This is a genomic window from Streptosporangium sp. NPDC004379, from assembly GCF_042873875.1.
In the GTDB taxonomy this organism is placed as follows: domain Bacteria; phylum Actinomycetota; class Actinomycetes; order Streptosporangiales; family Streptosporangiaceae; genus Streptosporangium.
The window spans coordinates 21,013-37,576 of sequence record NZ_JBIAMC010000030.1; the positions used below are offsets into that span (position 1 = coordinate 21,013).

The following is a 16,564-nucleotide window of genomic DNA, read 5'->3' on the forward strand; positions in this document are numbered from 1 at the left end:
CCCCACCGACAAACCGGCGCGGCGGCCGATCCGGACGGCGGCGGCGCGGGTCCGGACGGCGGCGGACCGAACCGGACCGCCGCTTCCGCCGTCCGGCTAGCGCTGCTTGAGGCGCTGCGCCTCCTTGCGCACCTCGGCCTGAACCGACCGCTCATGCTGCAGCCACTCGGGGTTCTCCGCCTTGATGGCGTCGATCTCGGCGGTGGTGAGCGGCCCGGTGACGCCGCCCCTGGCCAGGCCCGAGTTGGAGACGCCCAGTTTCACGGCGACGACCTGCCTGGGATGCGGCCCGTTGCGCCGCAGATCGGCCAGCCACGCCGGCGGGTCGGCCTGCAGCGCGTTCAGCTCATCCCTGGAGACGACCCCCTCCTGGAACTCGGCGGGAGTGGCCTCCAGGAGCACACCCAGCTTCTTGGCCGCGGTCGCGGGCTTCATCGTCTGGGTGGTCTTGGGCTTGGTCATGGTGTCAAGGGTAGGGCGCGAAGCCGCCTCCCCGGACACCGGTACCGTGAGGAGGTGACTTACAGGGAGTTCCGGCTGGCCTACGTGCCCGGGGTGACGCCCGCCAAATGGGCGGGCGTCTGGGCCGAGCGCGTGCCCGACGTTCCACTCACCCTGGTCCCCGTAGCCGCCGCCGAGGCGGTGAGGTCGCTGCACGACGGCGACGCCGACGCCGGGCTCGTGCGGCTGCCCGTGAACCGCGAGGGGCTCAGCGTGATCCCTCTCTACGTCGAGACCACCGTGGTCGTGGTGCCGAAGGACCACCTGGCGACCGCCGCCGACGAGGTGACCGTCGCCGACCTCGCCGACGAGGAGGTGCTCCACCCGATGGACGACACCCTCGAATGGGCCGCTCCGCCGGGGCTGCCGGCCTTCACACGTCCGGACACGACGGCGGAGGCGATCGAGCTGGTGGCGTCGGGAGCCGGGCTGCTGCTGGTCCCGCAGTCGCTGGCGCGCCTGCACCACCGGAGAGACCTGACCTACCGGCCGGTCCTGGAGACGCCGCAGTCGCAGGTCGCGCTGGCCTGGCCCACGGAGGCGACGACCGATCTGGTGGAGGACTTCATCGGCATCGTCCGCGGCCGTACGGCGAACAGCACGCGAGGCCGTACCCCCGCGCCCGCGCCCGCACCCGCTCCGGCGAAGGCGCGGAAGCAGCCGCGGAGTCCCGCTCCGGGTGGATCGGGCCGCCGGGGCGCGCAGCCCGGCCGGGGCAGGAAGGGCCACCGTCCCCGCTGAACCGCGCACCGCTTCGAAGGCCGCCGCGGGGCGCCCGGCTCGCGCACCGTCCACGCCGGTCAACTCGGATGATGCTCCCGCCGCTCTGTGACCCATGCCACATGCGCTACCTGTCAGCAATCGGGGCGCCGTCCCGCTCAAGTCACCGGAGGAGACGAACCGACAGGAGCGAGACATGAGGCACCGCATCACCGTCCTCGGCGCCGGCTACGCCGGGGTCTACGTGGCCGGGAACCTGGCCCGCCGGTTGTCCCCGGCGGACACCGAGATCACCGTGGTCAACGCCGTGCCGGACTTCGTCGAGCGGCTGCGGCTGCACCAGCTGGCGGCCGGCCGGGAAATCGAGGTTCAAAAGCTCGCGGACGTCTTCGCGGGGACGGGGATACGGCTGCGCCTGGCCCGGGTCACCGCCGTCGACCCCGAGCGCCGGGCCGTCGCCATGGCCGACGCCGACGGCGGCGGCGAGCTCGGTTACGACACGCTCGTCTACGCGCTCGGCAGCCAGGGCGACGTCGAAGGCGTCCCCGGCGTGGCCGAGCACGCCTTCGACGTCGCCGCCCGGCCCTCGGCGCTGCGTCTGCGCGAGCGCCTGGACAGCCTGAGCAGGCGGGGCGAAGGCGGGCGCGTGCTGGTCGTCGGCGACGGGTTGACCGGCATCGAGACCGCCACCGAGATCGCCGAGTCCCGGCCCGGCCTGTCGGTGACGCTCATCGCCCGCGGCGAGCTGGGCGCCCGGCTCTCCGCCGGGGCCCGCAGCCACCTTCGCCGGGCCTGCGAACGGCTGGGCATCACCGTCCTGGAGCACACCGGCGTCGAAGCAGTCGAAGCGACGCGGGCGCTGTGCGCCGACGGCACCGCCCTGTCGTCCGACGCGACCGTGTGGACGGCCGGATTCGCGGTCGGCCCGATCGCCGCCGCCGGCGGGCTGGAGGTCACCGGGAGCGGCCGGATCGTCGTCGATCGCACCATGCGCTCGGTCTCGCACCCGGACGTCTACGCCGTCGGCGACAGCGCCTACGCCATCGGCGACAACGGCAGGCCGCTGCCGATGTCCTGCGCCTCGGCCGGCTACACCGGCGGTCAGGCGATCCACGCGATCGTGGGACGCCTGACCGGCCGCGAGATCGCGAAGACCAAGCTGGTCTACTCGTACAACCACATCAGCCTCGGGCGACGGGACGGGATCCTCCAGCCGGTCGACGACGAAGGGCAGGCGAAGCCGACGTATGTGGGCGGCCGGAAGGCCGCGCAGGTCAAGGCGGGCATCCTCAGGATGTCACTGTGGGCCAACTCGCACCCGACCTTCGGCGTCCCCAACCGCAGGCGCCGTCTGGCCGCCGCGCCGGACACGTCCGCCGCGAACGTGTTCGCGTAGCCGCCCAGGGTGATCCGCGTGGACAGCGCCGCCACCGACCGTTTCGACACAGGCCGGTTCGAGGCCAGCAGGAACCGGCTGGCCTCGCTGGCGTACCGGCTGCTGGGCTCCGCCGCCGACGCCGAGGACGCCGTACAGGACGCGTTTCTGCACTGGCAGGCCGCCGACCGGCAGCGGATCAAGGTGCCGGAAGCATGGCTGACCAAGGTCGTCACCAACCTGTGCCTCGACCGGCTCCGCTCGGCACAAGCCCGCCGCGAACGCGCCGTCGGCGCCTGGCTGCCCGAACCGCTCCTCGACGGCGATCCGATGCTCGGTCCGGCCGACACGTTCGAGCAGCGCGAATCGGTCTCCCTGGCCGTGCTGACCCTCATGGAGCGTCTGGCACCCCTCGAACGGGCCGTCTACCTCCTGCGCGAAGCGTTCTCCCACAGCCACGCTGAGATCGCCGAGATCCTCGACATCACCGAGTCCACGAGCCAGCAGCACCTCCATCGGGCCCGGCGCCGCATCACCGTCGCACGCCGCCGCGGCGGCGAAGCCGACCCGGCGACCACCCGCAGGATCGTCGAGGAATTCCTCGCCGCCGCCTCATCGGGCCGTACCGAACGGCTGGCGGCGCTGCTCACCGATGACGCGACCATGATCTCCGACGGCGCCGGTCTGACCGGGACGCTGCCGCAGTACGACACTCCGCAGCGCATCGCCGCCGTCGTGCGGGCCGGCTTCAAACCCACACCCGCGAAACGGCGATTCGCCGGCGGCACGCCCGCCATCCACTACGCGCTCGTCAACGGCGCCCCCGCCATCCTCTTCGTGGTCGGCGACCAGGTCGTCGGTGCCGTGGCGTTCGACATCGCCAACGGCAGGATCGCAACCGTGCGCGGCATCGCCGCCCCCACCCGCCTCGTCCGTCTCGCCGGGTCCTGGCGGCGGCACGAACCGGAAACGCCGCTCATCGCCCGGTGGTGACCCGCCGCCGACCGCGGTCAGGCGCGGCACCGGCGCCGCGACGAACCGCTCCCCGGCTTCGAACGCCACCGGCCGCCGGACCTGGAGGTCTGATGCCACACCGCCGGTGTCCGGGCCGTTGGGGGAAGCCCGGTTCCTCGGGTGACGCTCATGCGGGTTCTTCCAGTTTGCGGGCGATGTCCTCCAGGACGGACAGGTCGGCGGCCGAGAGCCGGTCGATGACGTGGCGGCGGACCGATTCCAGGTGCATCGGGGCCGCGTCCTCAAGCGTCTCCAGACCGTTCTCGGTGAGGACGAGGTAACAGCCCCGGCCGTCGTCCGGGTCGGGCTCGCGCCGCACGAGACCGCGGGCCTCCATGCGGCTGGCGTGCCGCGACAGGCGGCTGCGGGACCAACCCATCTTGGCGGCCTGCTCGCGCAGCGTGCTGGCGTGGCCCGGACGCTCGGAGAGCGTGCTGAGCACCTCGTAGTCGGGCTCGGACAGGCCGATCTCGGCCAGGTCGTGCGCGGTGCGTGACTGGATCGCGACCATCATCCGGCGCAGGGCGCGCCAGGCGCGTTCCTCGTCCGCGTCGAGCCAGCGCACCGCCTCGGAGGACCATCTCTTTGACATGTAAACAAGTTACCGGCTACGTTCATTTACATGTCAACGAAATCTTTGCGAGTCCTCGTCCTCGTGTGCAGCACCCGTCCCGGCGCTCTCGGCCCGGCGGTGGGCCGGTGGCTGATCGACGCGATCGCGCCGCATGCCGCGGAACTGGGCGTGGATCTCCTGCCGGTGACCCTCGGCGACCTCGCCCTGCCGTTCCTCGACGAGGAGGAGGAGCCGGCCTCCGGCGTTCACCGGCACGAGCACACCACGCGGTGGAGCGCGATGGTGGACGCGGCGGACGGCTTCATCGCGGTCACCCCCGAGTACAACTACGGCATGCCGGCGACGTTCAAGAACGCCCTCGACTACCTGAACCGGGAATGGGCGTGGAAGCCGATGGGGTTCGTCAGCTACGGCAACACCTCGGCGGGCACCCGGTCGGTCCAGCACGCCAAGCAGGTGGTGACCACGCTGCGGCTGGTGCCGCTGGGCGCCACGGTCGCCCTGCGCATCGCCGACACGGTGGACGGCGGGCGGATCCGCCCGGACGCCGGCCGCGACGAGGCCGCCGCCGGAGTCCTGGACGAGCTCGTCCGCCTCGCCCACGCCCTGCGGCCGATGCGCGAGCGAATCCGCTCGGGTCCGGGGGCGGTGCCGCTGCCGGGGTCGTACGTGAGAGCGCTGACCCCGGACGATGCTCCAGAGGTCCTGGTGCTCCAGCGGTGCTGCTGGGTGGAGGAGGCGGTGGCCAACGACACCCTGGCCATCCCCGCCCTGGAGGAGTCGCTTGATGAGGTGCGCGCATGGCTGGCCGGCTGGCAGGCCGCGGGCCTGTGGCGGGACGGGCGGCTCCTGGGCATGGTGCGCGCGCGCCGCGTGGAGGACGACTGGCACGTGGGCCGCCTCGGCGTCGCCCCCGACCTGCGCGGCCAGGGCGTGGGGCGCTGGCTGCTGCGCGAGGCCGAAGCCGCGGCCGACGCCGGCTGCCGCCGCGTCGTGCTGTCCACCGGAGCCCGGAGCCTGCGCAACCTCAGCTTTTACCACGCCCAGGGTTACCGTACGGAGTCGTCCGATGACGCGGAGGCCGTCCTCACCAAGCTCGTGTCCGCGGATGCCGCCGTCGGGCTTTCCGACGGAGAACCGGCGATGGCGGAATGACGGGACCGCCGCCTCGACGGGGACGGGCGGCGAAGCAGTCGATGGACGCGATCCGTGAGATCGGGCATGCTGGTCCTCCCCATGGGGAGGACCAAATGGAGATCGGGTTCACCGGTATTCTGCTACTGCTGATGATGTGGGCCATACCGGTGTTGCTGTTCTTCATCGCTCTTTACTGGGCGATTCGCCTGGCGATCAGGCACGAGAAACGACGGGTGCCGACTCCTCAAGAAATCCTGGCGCAGGAGCGACGGGAACGCATGGCGGCGGAGCGTGCCGCTCACCTGCGTGACAGGCGGCACCGACTCGGATGAGCAGACGGCCGAGGGCCGGGACGTGGCAGGCGGGACGATCAGGCCCTCACCTCAGCCACCACGAAGCCGGCGTTCACGGTCGGCGATCACCCCGGACCTGGGGCCTGCCGGAGGGCCGGCCTTCACCTGCGCTCGGTGATCGCGCAGGCTACGCCGCCGATCATCATGCCGAAGCCCAGCTTGATGATGAGGTCGGCGGCCTCGGGCCGGTATGTGTCAAAAATACCGAGCATCATCAGCAGGGCTATTCCAAAAAAGGCGGCACCGGTGGCCAAGAATGCCCGCCGAAAGGTCGCCGCTGACTCCGTGGGACGTCGTCGCGCGCGGTATGCGGCGTTGCCGAAAGCCGCCAGCGGAAGAAGAACGAGAAGCAGACCGAGGGGAGTCACAGCCGATGATCGTGAGCGTCGTGTCCGGATAAGGTCCAGATGTATGCGAGGAGCACAGCGGTCAGGACCCGATGGCTGGAGCAACCTCGGGGGCGGCGTTCTGGCGGGCCGCGCGGCGCCGCGCCGCAGCCTTGACGAGTGGATCGAGACGAAACTGCGGCTGGGAATCCGGCCATCGGCCCTGTGCCACCTGATCGAGGCAGGCCAGGCGTTCCGCGCACGCTCCGGATCTCGTTGACGAGGGATCTACGGCCTTCGCCCGACTGAGCGGATACGCACCGGTTCGAGGCTTCGGGTATGAAGCCGGATGGCGAGGCACTCGCGGTGGGCGATGACGGCGGTGCCGCCGGGGCCGTCGGCGCTGCGGACGTCCATGGTCACGCCGTCGCCTCCCGGGCTCAAGACGGCCGGTGTGCCGCAGAAATCGCATCCCCATCGGAAGCATTCCAGGTCTTGGCTGCGCAGGCTCAACCGTGCCCAGGCGGGCGAGGTGTAACGGCGTAGCTGCTGGACGATGGCGTCAACCTCGGTGCCGACCCGGGGGTACTCCTCGGGGAGGGCACGGGGGTTGCCCGACGGGCTATCGATCACGGCGGCGTCTATGGACGCACCGATGTCCTCATGCCCGGGGATCACCATGCTGACGCCCCACGGTTGATGGGCGATCACCCGGGCCCGGACCGTTTGCCCGGGAACGAGGCCGGCCCCCGCGGCATCGAATCGACGCATTCAGCCATTCTCTCGGGTCGAACGTCCTGGCGGACCGCTGCCTGGCAGCGTTCAGGTTCACGGGCCTGATGGAGGCCACGCGTACCGGGTTCGGCGGCTGAGATCGATGGCCAACGGCGTACTCTTCTGCCCGCATCCGGAGATGGTTCAGGCGACCCTCACGGCATGGTCGCCGAAGTCCGCCACCACGTCCGGCGTCCCGCCCAGCGCGACGACATAGGAACGCAGGGTGTCCAGACCGCCGATCCGGCCGTGCTCGATCTGGGACACGCGCCTGGGAGACGCCCGTGCGCTCGGCGAGAAGCTTCTGGGAGACGTCCAGGAGCTTGCGTATCTCGGCGAGCCGGGTGCCGCGCAACTCTGCTCTCAGCCGCTCGCGGCTGGTCTCCCGTGCCGCGACGGTGACGGACGCGGCGGGAAACGCGACCGGGCGGGCTCCCCGGTCACGACGATGTGGAAGTCCGCCCAGTTCGGTGAGGTAGGGCGCCTGGGACTCGAACCCAGAACCTACGGATTAAAAGATCGCCCTCGTGCTGTTCCGGACGGTTCAATGCAGTTCAGAGGGCACGGGTGGTCCACGGTGAACGGTCCTGAACGCCTTTGTACTGCAACGGAGGATGCAACGGGATACCTGCCTCCTGCGCTGCCCCGTCGTCCGGTGAGCAGAGGTTGAGGAACGATGCCTCGGACCGTCGATCGCCCCAGCGTTGCGCGGAGATCGGCCACCGCCAGGCGATCGTGAGAGGGCTGTGGCGGCTACGGCCCAGTCTCATCAGCTCAGGCGGCCGAGCGGGACTCGTAGGCACAGACGAGTGACGCGGAAGCGCTGGGCCACCGAGAAGACATCTCCGAGTAGTTCTCTGGGCGCGGAAGAGGCGGGCACATGCGCACTGAAGGCCGGGGCGGCCTCCACGAGATCACGTCTTGTTGCTTAGATACTGCTATTGCAAGTAAGTTGCATCTAGGTCGATCGCGAGGAGACAACCGATGGGGCACTACACCCTGCCGGACATGCCGTACGACTATGCCGCCCTGGAGCCGGCGATCACCGGGGAGATCCTGGAGCTGCACCACGCCAAGCACCACGCCGCCTACGTCAAGGGCGCCAACGACACCCTGGATCGCCTGGCCGAGGCCCGCGACAAGGGTGATTTCGGCGGCCTGGTCGGGCTGGAGAAGACCTACGCCTTCAACCTGTCCGGTCATGTCCTGCACTCGATCTTCTGGCAGAACCTGTCCGCGGACGGCGGCGATCGCCCCGATGGTGAGTTCGGTGACGCCATCACCGAGCACTTCGGCTCCTTCGAGGCCTTCCAGAAGCAGCTCACCACCGCCACCGCCACCGTGCAGGGGTCCGGCTGGGGCGTGCTGGCGTGGGAGCCCCTCGGACAGCGCCTGATCGTCGAGCAGGTCTACGACCACCACGGCAACGTCGGCATGAACACCACCCCGCTGCTGGTCTTCGACGCCTGGGAGCACGCCTACTACCTGCAATACCGCAATGTGCGCCCCGACTACGTCGAAAAGCTCTGGGGTTTGATCAACTGGAACGACGTCATCGCCCGCTACACCGCCGCCAAGAACGCCGCTGACTTCTGACGCCGCCTGCCTTCTGGGCTCCGTGAACCCGGTGCCCGCACGTCGGCCTTCCTTGAGTGATGGTCCAAACCGGCGCGCGGGCACCGCCCTCCCTTCCGCTCCTCCAGGCTCCCTGGTGCGATCACGACATGAGCTGGCGGCCACAGCAGTAAGGACGCCGATGCCCTACCCGTGCCACCGCCACGACGCCGCCGAGGTCGTATCGATGTCAGCCGACGTCATCGCGCTATATGAGCACTGTTACGGCGCATCGCCCTGGTCGGAGACGCCCGAGCAATTGCGCGCCTACCCTGCCCGGTTGACCCGGTCACTGGCGCGGCCCGGGTTCACCGCCTGGACCGTCCGCGATGATCACGACCGGTTGGTCGGCGTGTGTTATGGCTGGCCCACCCCCACCGACCTGTCGAACAACCACCTGTATAAGGCGCTCGTCGACGCGCTGGGCCTGGACGCCACCCGCCGTCTGGTGCACGGCGCGTTCGAGGTGGCCGAACTGTTCGTTCACCCCGACGCCCGGGGGTGCGGCTTCGGGAGGTCCCTGCTGAATGCCGCGACCGCCGACCGCTCCACCGCGTGGCTGATCACTTCCCCTCATGTTCCGGCCGCCCGGTTGTATCAGCACTTGGGCTGGCGGCAGATCACTCTGTTGCCGGCCGACTTCTACCCGCAACTGCCGCTGGCGGTCTTCGGCCGCGCTGAGATCAACCGCCATGACGGCTGGGGCACTCTCGTCTGAGTCGAACCGCGACGCTGGGCCGTGCGGCGGCGCGTCGCGCCGCCGCCTTGAGTAAGCAGCTCGACAAGCTCGCCCCCACCGATGTTCGCCGGCTCGTGGAGGCCAAGGCCGAATCAGGGCTGACGGCCGCCACCGTCAAGCAGATCCACGGGCTGATCCGGAACGCGCTGGCCGATGCCGAACGGGAGGAGCTGGTGCACCGGAACGTCGCCAAGCTCGTCAAGCCTCCGGCCGTGCGCCGGGAAGAGGCGCGGGTCCTCACGATCGAGGAGGCCAAACGATTGCTCGACGTGATCAGAGACGACCGGCTGGAAGCCTTCTGGATCTGCGCGCTGACACTCGGCCTGCGGCGCGGCGAACTCCTCGGGCTCCGCTGGGATGACATCGACTTCGCCGGCGGGCTGCTCGCCGTACGGCAGACGCTCCAGCGGGCGGACGGCTCCCTTCAGTTCGTCGATCCCAAGACGGACCGGTCCCGCCGGGTCGTCCCCGTGCCGGAACCGACCTTGGCGGCGCTCCGCAGGCACAGGCGGGCTCAGGCGGCCGAACAGCTCGCAGCGGGCAAGCGGTGGCAGAACCTCGGGCTCGTCTTCCCTTCCACGATCGGAACCCCCATCGAACCGGGCAACCTCAGCACCCGGTGGCGGGCCACCCGGAAGCGGGCGGGGCTCGACTGGCTGAGGCTTCACGACCTGCGCCACGCCTGCGCCTCGTTCCTGCTCGCCTCCGGGGCCTCGCCGCGGACCGTGATGAAGACGCTCGGTCACAGCCAGATCGGGCTGACCATGAACACGTACACGCACGTGCTCCCGGACATCGAACGTGCGGCCGTCGACGCGGTCGCCAAGAAGCTGTTCGGCTGACCACGACACGCATGAGGGCCGGCCTCCTGGTGAGGACCGGCCCTTTGGCTGTAGAAGGTGGCTGTAGACCGTCTTCCGGAGAAGATCGGAAACCACTGCTTCCGCTGGTAGGGCGCCTGGGACTCGAACCCAGAACCTACGGATTAAAAGTCCGCAGCTCTAACCATTGAGCTAACGCCCCGCTGAAGACAGCGTACCGAGGATAGTGTCCACTATCGTCCGTCGCCAGGCCCGCCGGGTCTCCCGGTTCGCCGAACACCGCGTGACCATGAACGCCCGCCCCATAGGCTGGCGTTCATGACAAGCTGGGGGTTGGAGTCGCTTCCGGGGCACCGGGTGTCCGCGCGGCAGGGATATGTCGTGGTCGACGTGGAGACCACCGGGTTCTCTCCCGCGAGGGGCGACCGCATCTGCGAGATCGCGCTCGTCTCCCTGGACACCGGCGGCGAGACCGTCGACGAGTGGCACTCGCTGATCAACCCCCTGCGGGACACCGGGCCCGCGCACGTCCACGGCATCACCAGGGCGATGGTCGCCGGCGCTCCGGCGATCGAGGAGGTGCTGGACGAGGTGTGGTCGCGGATCGCCGGGCGCGTCCTGGTGGCCCACAACGCCTCGTTCGACCTGCGTTTCCTGCGGGACCTGCCCGGGAGCCAGTGGCTGACCGAGACCCTGTGCACCCAGAAGCTCGCCCCCGAGTTCATCCCGCACGGCAAGTGGACGCTGTCGGCCTGCTGCGAGCGGGCGGGCATCCCGCTCTCCGACGCCCACCACGCGCTGGTCGACGCCCGCGCCGCCGCCGAGCTGCTCCGCTTCTACCTGCGCCGCGGGGTCTCCTGGGCGGAGAAGCTGGAGTCGGCGGCGACCCGGGCGCCCGAGTGGCACCCCCTGGGCCTGCCGCAGCGCCGGGCGCTCCAGCGGTAGCGCACCGGACGGCGCGGTCCCCCGGAGAGCGGCCCCCCACGGCCGTGAAGGCGGCGAGGCGGCCGACACCATGAAGCGGTTCGGGGCCGCCCCCACGGCCGGTGGAGGCGGCCGTCCGGCGCCCACCCCGGTACGGACCCGCCCGCCGCCGGCGCGTACGGCCGGCCCGGCGAAAGGCGTCCAGGCCGGTGGGCGGCCGGTTCAGTGGAAGGCGTCCAGGCCGGTGAGCGCCCGCCCCAGGGTGAGCAGGTGCACCTCCTCGGTGCCCTCGTAGGTCAGTACGGTCTCCAGGTTGTTCATGTGCCGGATCACCGGATACTCCAGCGTGATGCCGTTGCCGCCGAGGATCGAGCGGGCCTCACGGGCGATGTCGAGGGCGGCGCGGACGTTGGCGAGCTTGCCGAAGCTGACCTGCTGCGGGGTGATGGCGCCCGCGTCCTTCAGCCGCCCCAGGTGCAGGGCGGTGAGCTGGGCCTGCCCCAGGCCGACGTACATCCAGCCGAGCTTGCGCTGGGTGAGCTGGAAGGCCCCGATGGGGCGGTCGAACTGCACCCGGCTGGTGGCGTAGTCCAGGGCCGTCTCCAGGCAGGCCCGGGCGGCGCCCACCACGCCCCACAGGATGCCGTACCGAGCCTCCGACAGGCACGACAGCGGGCCCTTCAGCCCCCGTACCTCCGGCAGCACGGCGGAGGCGGGCAGGCGGACGTCGTCGAGGTACAGCGACGAGGTCACCGAGGCGCGCAGGGACATCTTCCGGTGGATCTCCGGGGCGGAGAAGCCGGGCGTGTCGGTGGGGACCACGAAGCCGCGGATGCCGTCCTCGGTCTGTGCCCAGACCACCGCGACGTCCGCGATGGAGCCGTTGGTGATCCACATCTTGGAGCCGTTGAGGATCCAGTCGCCCGAGGGGTCCTGCTTGGCGTGGGTGCGCATGCCGCCCGGGTCGGAGCCGTGGTCCGGCTCGGTCAGGCCGAAGCAGCCGATCGCCTCGCCGGCCGCCATCCGGGGCAGCCACTCCTCCTTCTGCTCCGCAGAGCCGTACCTCCAGATGGGGAACATGGCGAGCGAGCCCTGCACGGAGACGAACGACCGCAGGCCGGAGTCGCCGGCCTCCAGTTCGCGGCAGGCGATGCCGTAGGAGACGGCGTCCATGCCGGCGCAGCCGTAGCCGTCCAGGTGCATCCCCAGGAGGCCGAGGGAGCCGAGCGCCGGGCCGAGCTCGCGCGCCGGGAAGACGCCCTCCTCGAACCAGTCGCCGACGTGGGGCAGCACCCGTTCGGTCACGAACCGCCGCACCGTGTCGCGGATCAGGCGCTGTTCCTCGGAGAGCGTGTCGTCGATGCGCAGCAGGTCGTCCATGGACTGTTCCCTTCTCCCGGGGGCTCCCTGGGCCCGGTGTCAGGGTATTCCGGATGCCGCCGGATGGAAGGTCAGGGTCGCGCCAGGGCGAATCCCGATGGGATCGGGGCTCCTCGCGGGGCAGTCTGAGGACATGGAAGAAAACGACTTCTCGGGTGTCAAGCGGCTCTACAGGACCAGGGACGGCCGCGTCGTCGCGGGCGTCGCCTCCGGCATCGGACGGTACGTCGGGATCGACGCGAACGTCGTCCGCGTGGTCATCGCGGTCACCACGTTCTTCGGCGGCCTCGGGGCCGGCATCTACCTCGTCGGGTGGCTGCTCATGCCCTCGGAGACCACCGGGACGTCGGTCCTGGAGCGCCTGATCGACAAGCACAAGGACGACCCGGCCTGGCAGGACGCCAAGGTCAAGGCCCGGGAGAGCTGGGCCAAGGCCGAGCACTGGGCCAGGAACGCCGGCCAGAACCGCCCCCAGGGCGGCCCGGACCGGAGCCACCCCGGCTACGCCGACCCCACCCCCTACTACTCCGGCCCGGCCGCCCCGCAGGACGCCTACGCCACGCCGACGACTCCGCGGGACACCTACGCCGGCCCGGCCGCTCCGCAGGACGCCCCCTCCGGCCCGGCCGCCCAGCCGCGGCGGGACGACGAGCCGCGGGTGTGACTCAGGCGGCCGCCTCGGCGCGGACCCTCTCGATGATCTCCTTGCGGGATCCCGACCACAGTACGGCCAGCGCGGCGGCGACGACGAGACCCGCCGCGCCGGCCAGTCCCACCACGGCCTCCGGGCCCAGCTCGGCGGTGGCGGCACCGCCGATGAGGATGCCGATCCCCTGGACGGCGAGCAGGCCCGACTGTACGAGCCCGAAGGCCATCGCCCGGCGCTCGGCGGGCACGCACTGCACGAACGCGGCGTTCGCCGCGAGCTGGTAGGCGCCGCCGATGCCGGAGACGAACCACAGGACCAGCACCGCGGCGAGCGGGGGCCGCGCCGCGCACAGGATCAGCGGCGCGCAGGTCAGCATCGCCATCCACCCCATCGACCGCAGACGCCGGGACGGGGTGACGTACCGGCTGAAGAAGAACGCGCCGACGACCGTACCGGTCGGCATCGACCCCATGAGCAGGCCCGCGACGAAGGAGATCCGCTCCGGATCGACGGTCAGCGTGGCGGCGTACGGCGTCGCGATCCCCTCGGGCAGCACGTAGAAGCCGCACAGCCAGGCGAAGAGGACCAGCGTCCGCAGCCGGGGGTCGCCGAAGACCAGTCGCGCTCCGGCGCGGGTCGTCGTCCACATGGAGGGACGGCCGGTCTCACCGTTCTCCGGGAGGGGGCGCCGCCGCACCCCGGAGGCGAGGATGAGCGCCGAGGCGAGGTATGTCGCGGCGTCCAGGGCCAGCGCGCGGTACGGACCCATCCCCATGATCAGCGCGCCGCCGAGGGCGAACCCCAGCATCTGGGCGCCCTGGTTGGTCATGTTCTGCAGAGCGGAGCCCATGACGTAGCGGTCGCCGGTGAGAAGCTCGGGCAGCAGCGCGGCGCGGGCGGCGGAGAACGGGGCGCTGAGCAGCACCACACAGAAGACCAGCGCGCACAGCACCGGGAACGGCGTGCCGGGGACGGCCATGAGCGCCACCATGACGGCCCGGAGCAGATCACAGATGATCATCACCCGCCGCCGGGCGTAGCGGTCGGCCAGCCCCGCGAGGAGGGGGCCGCCGATTATCGGCGGAAGGTAGGTCAGCGCGTAGACCGACGCGGTGGCCAGCGCCGAGTCCGTACCCTGGAAGACCAGCACGGACAGCGCCACCCGGGAGAGCTGGTCGCCCAGGAGCGAAAGACCCTGGCCGAGCCAGAGGGCGCGGAACTCGCCGATGGCGATGACCTCGCCGTACGTTGCCCGGCGTTCGGCCGGACGGCGGTGCCGCCCGGGCAGCCGGCCGGGCGTGGTGGCCGCCATAGGACTCCGGTGGGCTCGCAGGCGTATTGACTGTGGGTGTTCAGTGTGTAACCTACGGTGCCTGCTGAAGCGCCGCGGCGCAACTGAAAGCGTCCAACCGCGTGCAAGCCGTAATCAGAAACCGGGAAAAGTCACCGTCGCCGGTGAGGTTCGGGGATGATGGCCGTGGTCACCCGCGGTCGCGGACGGTCACCAGCCGAGTTCGTGGAGCCGGTCATCGTCGATGCCGAAATGGTGGGCGATCTCGTGAACCACGGTGATCCGCACCTCTCGCACGACCTCGTCTTCCGATGAGCACATTGTGCAGATGGGGTGACGGTAGATCTCTATCCGGTCGGGTAACACCCCGGCGTACCAGTCGCCGCGTTCGGTAAGGGGGATGCCCGTGTAGAGGCCAAGCAGACCGGGCTCGGGAGGGTCGTCCACGACCACCACGACCACGTTGTCCATGACCCTGGTCAGCTCGGGAGGGATCGTGTCCAGTGCCTCGGCCACGAGCTCTTCGAACTTCTCTCTCGAGACCTCGATCACAACAGCCATTGTGCCCGCGTTTCCGGGTGTTAGGGAGCCGCATGGGTTTCATGAGCCGGACAAGAAGTCTCGCCTCCTTCGTCAGGGGGCCGTTCGCACGCGGAGCGGCGGTCGTCGTGATCGCGATCGCCGGCGCGTGGCTGGGCATCTCGCTCGGCGGCCCGGTGCGGACCAGCGTCGGGCCGGTCGACATCGGCATGTCGGCGGCGCCGTCGTGGTCGGGGGAGACCGTGGTGGACGTCCACCCGCTGGGCACCCTGGAGTTCGACACGCACGACGCCCCGATCGGCCTGCGCGTCACCCTGGACAACATCAACCCCGCCCGCGCCGGAGCGCTGCTGGAGGATCCGCGGCTGTCCAGCCAGCTCCCCACCCTCCTTGAGAAGGAGCTGCGCGAGGGGGTGAAGACGCTCGTGCTGCGCGCCCTGCTCTGCGGCCTCCTCGGCGGGCTGGTCGTCTCCCTGATCGTCTTCCGCCGCCCCTGGGCGGCCCTGGCCGGCCTGCTGAGCGTCGTCGTCGCGATGGCCGCCACCGGCGCCGGCGCCGCCCTGACCTTCCGGCCGAACTCGGTGGTGGAGCCCAAGTACACCGGCCTGATCGCCGGCGCGCCGTCCCTGGTCGGCAGCGCCGAGTCGATCGTGACGAAGTTCGAGTCCTACCGCTCCCAGCTCGCCAAGCTGGTCAACAACGTCTCCCAGCTCTACGACACGGTCTCGTCCCTGCCGATATACGACTCCGACCCCACCTCGATCCGGATCCTGCACGTCTCCGACATCCACCTCAACCCGGTCGCGTGGAACCTCATCCGCTCGGTCATCGGCCAGTTCAAGATCGACGCGATCGTGGACACCGGGGACCTGACCGACCACGGCACCGGCCCCGAGGACAAGTTCGTCGAGGAGATCCCCACCTTCGGCGTGCCGTACGTCTTCGTCCGCGGCAATCACGACTCCAAGGCCACCCAGCGGGCCGTGGCGAAGCAGAAGAACGCCGTCGTCCTCGACGACGAGGTCGAGAAGGTGGCGGGGCTGCGCATCTACGGCGTCGGCGACCCCCGGTTCACCCCCGACAAGTCGGTGGAGATCGACTCCGCCCCGGAGACCCTGACCGCCCTCGGGCACGCCTACGCCAGCCGGCTGGGTCAGGCGTTCAAGCAGCCGGCCGACCTGGTGGCGGTGCACGACCCCACGATCGCCCGGGCCTTCTCCGGCGCCGTGCCGATGGTCCTCACCGGGCACGCCCACGAGCGGTCCACCGAGTTGCTGCCGTCCGGCACCCGCGTCCTCGTCCAGGGCTCCACCGGAGGGGCCGGCCTGCGTGCCCTGGAACACGACGAGCCCACGCCGGTCGCGGCCTCCGTGCTGTACTTCGACCGCAAGTCCCACAGGCTCCGGGCCTGGGACGACATCACTCTGGGCGGACTGGGTGAGCAGTCGGTGCAGATCGAACGTCACGTCGAGACCGACCCGGGCCGTACAATTTCTCCCGGGCCTTCTTTCGGGCCGACGGCCACCCCCTCTCCGACGGGGGAGACCGCCGACCCCAAGGCTCCGTAAGGCTCCGTAAGCCGCCGGAACGCCGCTTTGGCATCGAGGGCAAAAGTCCCCTATGCTTCAGAGGTCTCCAGCGGAAGACGGCACGGAACGGGACGAGAGTCCCGAGCCCCCATCGTCTAGTGGCCTAGGACACCGCCCTTTCAAGGCGGCGACACGGGTTCGAATCCCGTTGGGGGCACGGCCGAGCGAAGGCTCACCGGGAAAACGGCAGGTCGAAGACCTCCGAAGAACTGGTAAGCTAGGCGGGCCGAGAAAAACGGAAAC

At 70.3% G+C, this 16,564-nt stretch carries 19 protein-coding genes and 2 tRNA genes; 12 read left to right on the top strand and 9 right to left on the bottom strand.

Going from position 1 to position 16,564, the window contains the following annotated elements; genetic code table 11:
- Window positions 1-96 precede the first annotated feature (96 nt).
- Window positions 97-462 carry a DUF5997 family protein gene (locus tag ACFYSC_RS36155; protein ID WP_362935682.1) on the bottom strand — a complete coding sequence of 122 codons (366 nt, stop codon included), beginning with the start codon at window positions 460-462 and terminating at the stop codon, window positions 97-99.
- 54 nt (window positions 463-516) lie between these two features.
- On the opposite strand from ACFYSC_RS36155, the gene ACFYSC_RS36160 reads away from it, so the two are divergent.
- The 3 genes from ACFYSC_RS36160 (at window position 517) to ACFYSC_RS36170 (ending at window position 3,589) form a co-directional block, all read left to right on the top strand.
- The gene (locus ACFYSC_RS36160; protein WP_389970675.1) at window positions 517-1,242 is read left to right on the top strand and encodes a LysR family substrate-binding domain-containing protein; all 726 of its coding nucleotides are present in this window, start codon (window positions 517-519) and stop codon (window positions 1,240-1,242) included.
- 175 nt (window positions 1,243-1,417) lie between these two features.
- Window positions 1,418-2,617, top strand: coding sequence for an NAD(P)/FAD-dependent oxidoreductase (locus ACFYSC_RS36165; RefSeq protein WP_389970678.1), 1,200 nt, complete (start codon window positions 1,418-1,420; stop codon window positions 2,615-2,617).
- Between the two features lie 18 nt (window positions 2,618-2,635).
- Window positions 2,636-3,589 (top strand): sigma-70 family RNA polymerase sigma factor, encoded by a 954-nt coding sequence (locus ACFYSC_RS36170; RefSeq protein WP_389970681.1) that lies wholly within the window; start codon window positions 2,636-2,638, stop codon window positions 3,587-3,589.
- A gap of 148 nt (window positions 3,590-3,737) precedes the next feature.
- Here the strand turns inward: ACFYSC_RS36170 and ACFYSC_RS36175 are convergent, their stop codons facing one another.
- Window positions 3,738-4,202, bottom strand: coding sequence for a MarR family winged helix-turn-helix transcriptional regulator (locus ACFYSC_RS36175; protein ID WP_389970684.1), 465 nt, complete (start codon window positions 4,200-4,202; stop codon window positions 3,738-3,740).
- A gap of 30 nt (window positions 4,203-4,232) precedes the next feature.
- Between ACFYSC_RS36175 and ACFYSC_RS36180 the strand changes: the two genes are divergently transcribed.
- Complete coding sequence (locus ACFYSC_RS36180; protein WP_389970687.1) at window positions 4,233-5,339, top strand: GNAT family N-acetyltransferase; 1,107 nt, start codon at window positions 4,233-4,235, stop codon at window positions 5,337-5,339.
- 95 nt (window positions 5,340-5,434) lie between these two features.
- Window positions 5,435-5,653, top strand: a complete 219-nt coding sequence (locus ACFYSC_RS36185) for a hypothetical protein (RefSeq protein ID WP_389970690.1) — start codon at window positions 5,435-5,437, stop codon at window positions 5,651-5,653.
- A gap of 122 nt (window positions 5,654-5,775) precedes the next feature.
- Here the strand turns inward: ACFYSC_RS36185 and ACFYSC_RS36190 are convergent, their stop codons facing one another.
- The 3 genes from ACFYSC_RS36190 to ACFYSC_RS36200 form a co-directional block, all read right to left on the bottom strand.
- Window positions 5,776-6,042, bottom strand: a complete 267-nt coding sequence (locus tag ACFYSC_RS36190; RefSeq protein ID WP_389970693.1) for a hypothetical protein — start codon at window positions 6,040-6,042, stop codon at window positions 5,776-5,778.
- Window positions 6,043-6,288: 246 nt separating this feature from the next.
- Window positions 6,289-6,771: a hypothetical protein gene (locus ACFYSC_RS36195; RefSeq protein WP_389970696.1), complete on the bottom strand. Its 483-nt coding sequence runs from the start codon at window positions 6,769-6,771 to the stop codon at window positions 6,289-6,291.
- Window positions 6,772-6,918: 147 nt separating this feature from the next.
- A complete protein-coding gene (locus tag ACFYSC_RS36200; protein ID WP_389970699.1) occupies window positions 6,919-7,041 on the bottom strand; it encodes a hypothetical protein in 123 nt (40 codons plus the stop codon).
- Window positions 7,042-7,758: 717 nt separating this feature from the next.
- Here ACFYSC_RS36200 and ACFYSC_RS36205 point away from each other — a divergent pair.
- The 3 genes from ACFYSC_RS36205 (at window position 7,759) to ACFYSC_RS36215 (ending at window position 9,969) form a co-directional block, all read left to right on the top strand.
- The gene (locus ACFYSC_RS36205; RefSeq protein ID WP_389970702.1) at window positions 7,759-8,370 is read left to right on the top strand and encodes a superoxide dismutase; all 612 of its coding nucleotides are present in this window, start codon (window positions 7,759-7,761) and stop codon (window positions 8,368-8,370) included.
- A gap of 160 nt (window positions 8,371-8,530) precedes the next feature.
- A complete protein-coding gene (locus ACFYSC_RS36210; RefSeq protein WP_389970705.1) occupies window positions 8,531-9,106 on the top strand; it encodes a GNAT family N-acetyltransferase in 576 nt (191 codons plus the stop codon).
- Window positions 9,107-9,153: 47 nt separating this feature from the next.
- Window positions 9,154-9,969 carry a tyrosine-type recombinase/integrase gene (locus ACFYSC_RS36215; RefSeq protein WP_389970708.1) on the top strand — a complete coding sequence of 272 codons (816 nt, stop codon included), beginning with the start codon at window positions 9,154-9,156 and terminating at the stop codon, window positions 9,967-9,969.
- A gap of 105 nt (window positions 9,970-10,074) precedes the next feature.
- Here ACFYSC_RS36215 and ACFYSC_RS36220 read toward each other — a convergent pair.
- Window positions 10,075-10,150 (bottom strand) — tRNA-Lys (locus ACFYSC_RS36220).
- 116 nt (window positions 10,151-10,266) lie between these two features.
- On the opposite strand from ACFYSC_RS36220, the gene ACFYSC_RS36225 reads away from it, so the two are divergent.
- Entirely contained in the window at window positions 10,267-10,893 is a 627-nt protein-coding gene (locus ACFYSC_RS36225) for an exonuclease domain-containing protein (RefSeq protein ID WP_389970711.1), read from the top strand.
- A 201-nt stretch (window positions 10,894-11,094) separates the two neighbouring features.
- Here ACFYSC_RS36225 and ACFYSC_RS36230 read toward each other — a convergent pair whose 3' ends face one another.
- Entirely contained in the window at window positions 11,095-12,252 is a 1,158-nt protein-coding gene (locus ACFYSC_RS36230) for an acyl-CoA dehydrogenase family protein (protein ID WP_362935788.1), read from the bottom strand.
- 133 nt (window positions 12,253-12,385) lie between these two features.
- On the opposite strand from ACFYSC_RS36230, the gene ACFYSC_RS36235 reads away from it, so the two are divergent.
- Window positions 12,386-12,916: a PspC domain-containing protein gene (locus ACFYSC_RS36235; protein ID WP_389970715.1), complete on the top strand. Its 531-nt coding sequence runs from the start codon at window positions 12,386-12,388 to the stop codon at window positions 12,914-12,916.
- Between the two features lies 1 nt (window position 12,917).
- Here the strand turns inward: ACFYSC_RS36235 and ACFYSC_RS36240 are convergent, their stop codons facing one another.
- Both ACFYSC_RS36240 and ACFYSC_RS36245 read right to left on the bottom strand, forming a co-directional pair.
- Window positions 12,918-14,213, bottom strand: a complete 1,296-nt coding sequence (locus ACFYSC_RS36240) for an MFS transporter (RefSeq protein ID WP_389970718.1) — start codon at window positions 14,211-14,213, stop codon at window positions 12,918-12,920.
- 189 nt (window positions 14,214-14,402) lie between these two features.
- A complete protein-coding gene (locus ACFYSC_RS36245) occupies window positions 14,403-14,753 on the bottom strand; it encodes a metallopeptidase family protein (RefSeq protein ID WP_389970721.1) in 351 nt (116 codons plus the stop codon).
- A gap of 41 nt (window positions 14,754-14,794) precedes the next feature.
- Between ACFYSC_RS36245 and ACFYSC_RS36250 the strand changes: the two genes are divergently transcribed.
- Window positions 14,795-16,300 carry a metallophosphoesterase gene (locus ACFYSC_RS36250; protein WP_389970724.1) on the top strand — a complete coding sequence of 502 codons (1,506 nt, stop codon included), beginning with the start codon at window positions 14,795-14,797 and terminating at the stop codon, window positions 16,298-16,300.
- 105 nt (window positions 16,301-16,405) lie between these two features.
- Window positions 16,406-16,478: transfer RNA gene (locus ACFYSC_RS36255), tRNA-Glu, on the top strand.
- The last annotated feature ends 86 nt before the right edge of the window (window positions 16,479-16,564 follow it).

Excerpts from the sequence above, each read along its gene's own strand:
- ACFYSC_RS36230 (WP_362935788.1), bottom strand. The coding sequence starts at position 12,252 with ATGGACGACCTGCTGCGCATCGACGACACGCTCTCCGAGGAACAGCGC.
- ACFYSC_RS36240 (WP_389970718.1), bottom strand. The coding sequence starts at position 14,213 with ATGGCGGCCACCACGCCCGGCCGGCTGCCCGGGCGGCACCGCCGTCCG.
- ACFYSC_RS36185 (WP_389970690.1), top strand. The coding sequence starts at position 5,435 with ATGGAGATCGGGTTCACCGGTATTCTGCTACTGCTGATGATGTGGGCC.
- ACFYSC_RS36250 (WP_389970724.1), top strand. The coding sequence starts at position 14,795 with ATGAGCCGGACAAGAAGTCTCGCCTCCTTCGTCAGGGGGCCGTTCGCA.
- ACFYSC_RS36235 (WP_389970715.1), top strand. The coding sequence starts at position 12,386 with ATGGAAGAAAACGACTTCTCGGGTGTCAAGCGGCTCTACAGGACCAGG.
- ACFYSC_RS36225 (WP_389970711.1), top strand. The coding sequence starts at position 10,267 with ATGACAAGCTGGGGGTTGGAGTCGCTTCCGGGGCACCGGGTGTCCGCG.
- ACFYSC_RS36175 (WP_389970684.1), bottom strand. The coding sequence starts at position 4,202 with ATGTCAAAGAGATGGTCCTCCGAGGCGGTGCGCTGGCTCGACGCGGAC.
- ACFYSC_RS36180 (WP_389970687.1), top strand. The coding sequence starts at position 4,233 with ATGTCAACGAAATCTTTGCGAGTCCTCGTCCTCGTGTGCAGCACCCGT.
- ACFYSC_RS36205 (WP_389970702.1), top strand. The coding sequence starts at position 7,759 with ATGGGGCACTACACCCTGCCGGACATGCCGTACGACTATGCCGCCCTG.
- ACFYSC_RS36155 (WP_362935682.1), bottom strand. The coding sequence starts at position 462 with ATGACCAAGCCCAAGACCACCCAGACGATGAAGCCCGCGACCGCGGCC.
- ACFYSC_RS36245 (WP_389970721.1), bottom strand. The coding sequence starts at position 14,753 with ATGGCTGTTGTGATCGAGGTCTCGAGAGAGAAGTTCGAAGAGCTCGTG.
- ACFYSC_RS36210 (WP_389970705.1), top strand. The coding sequence starts at position 8,531 with ATGCCCTACCCGTGCCACCGCCACGACGCCGCCGAGGTCGTATCGATG.
- ACFYSC_RS36165 (WP_389970678.1), top strand. The coding sequence starts at position 1,418 with ATGAGGCACCGCATCACCGTCCTCGGCGCCGGCTACGCCGGGGTCTAC.
- ACFYSC_RS36195 (WP_389970696.1), bottom strand. The coding sequence starts at position 6,771 with ATGCGTCGATTCGATGCCGCGGGGGCCGGCCTCGTTCCCGGGCAAACG.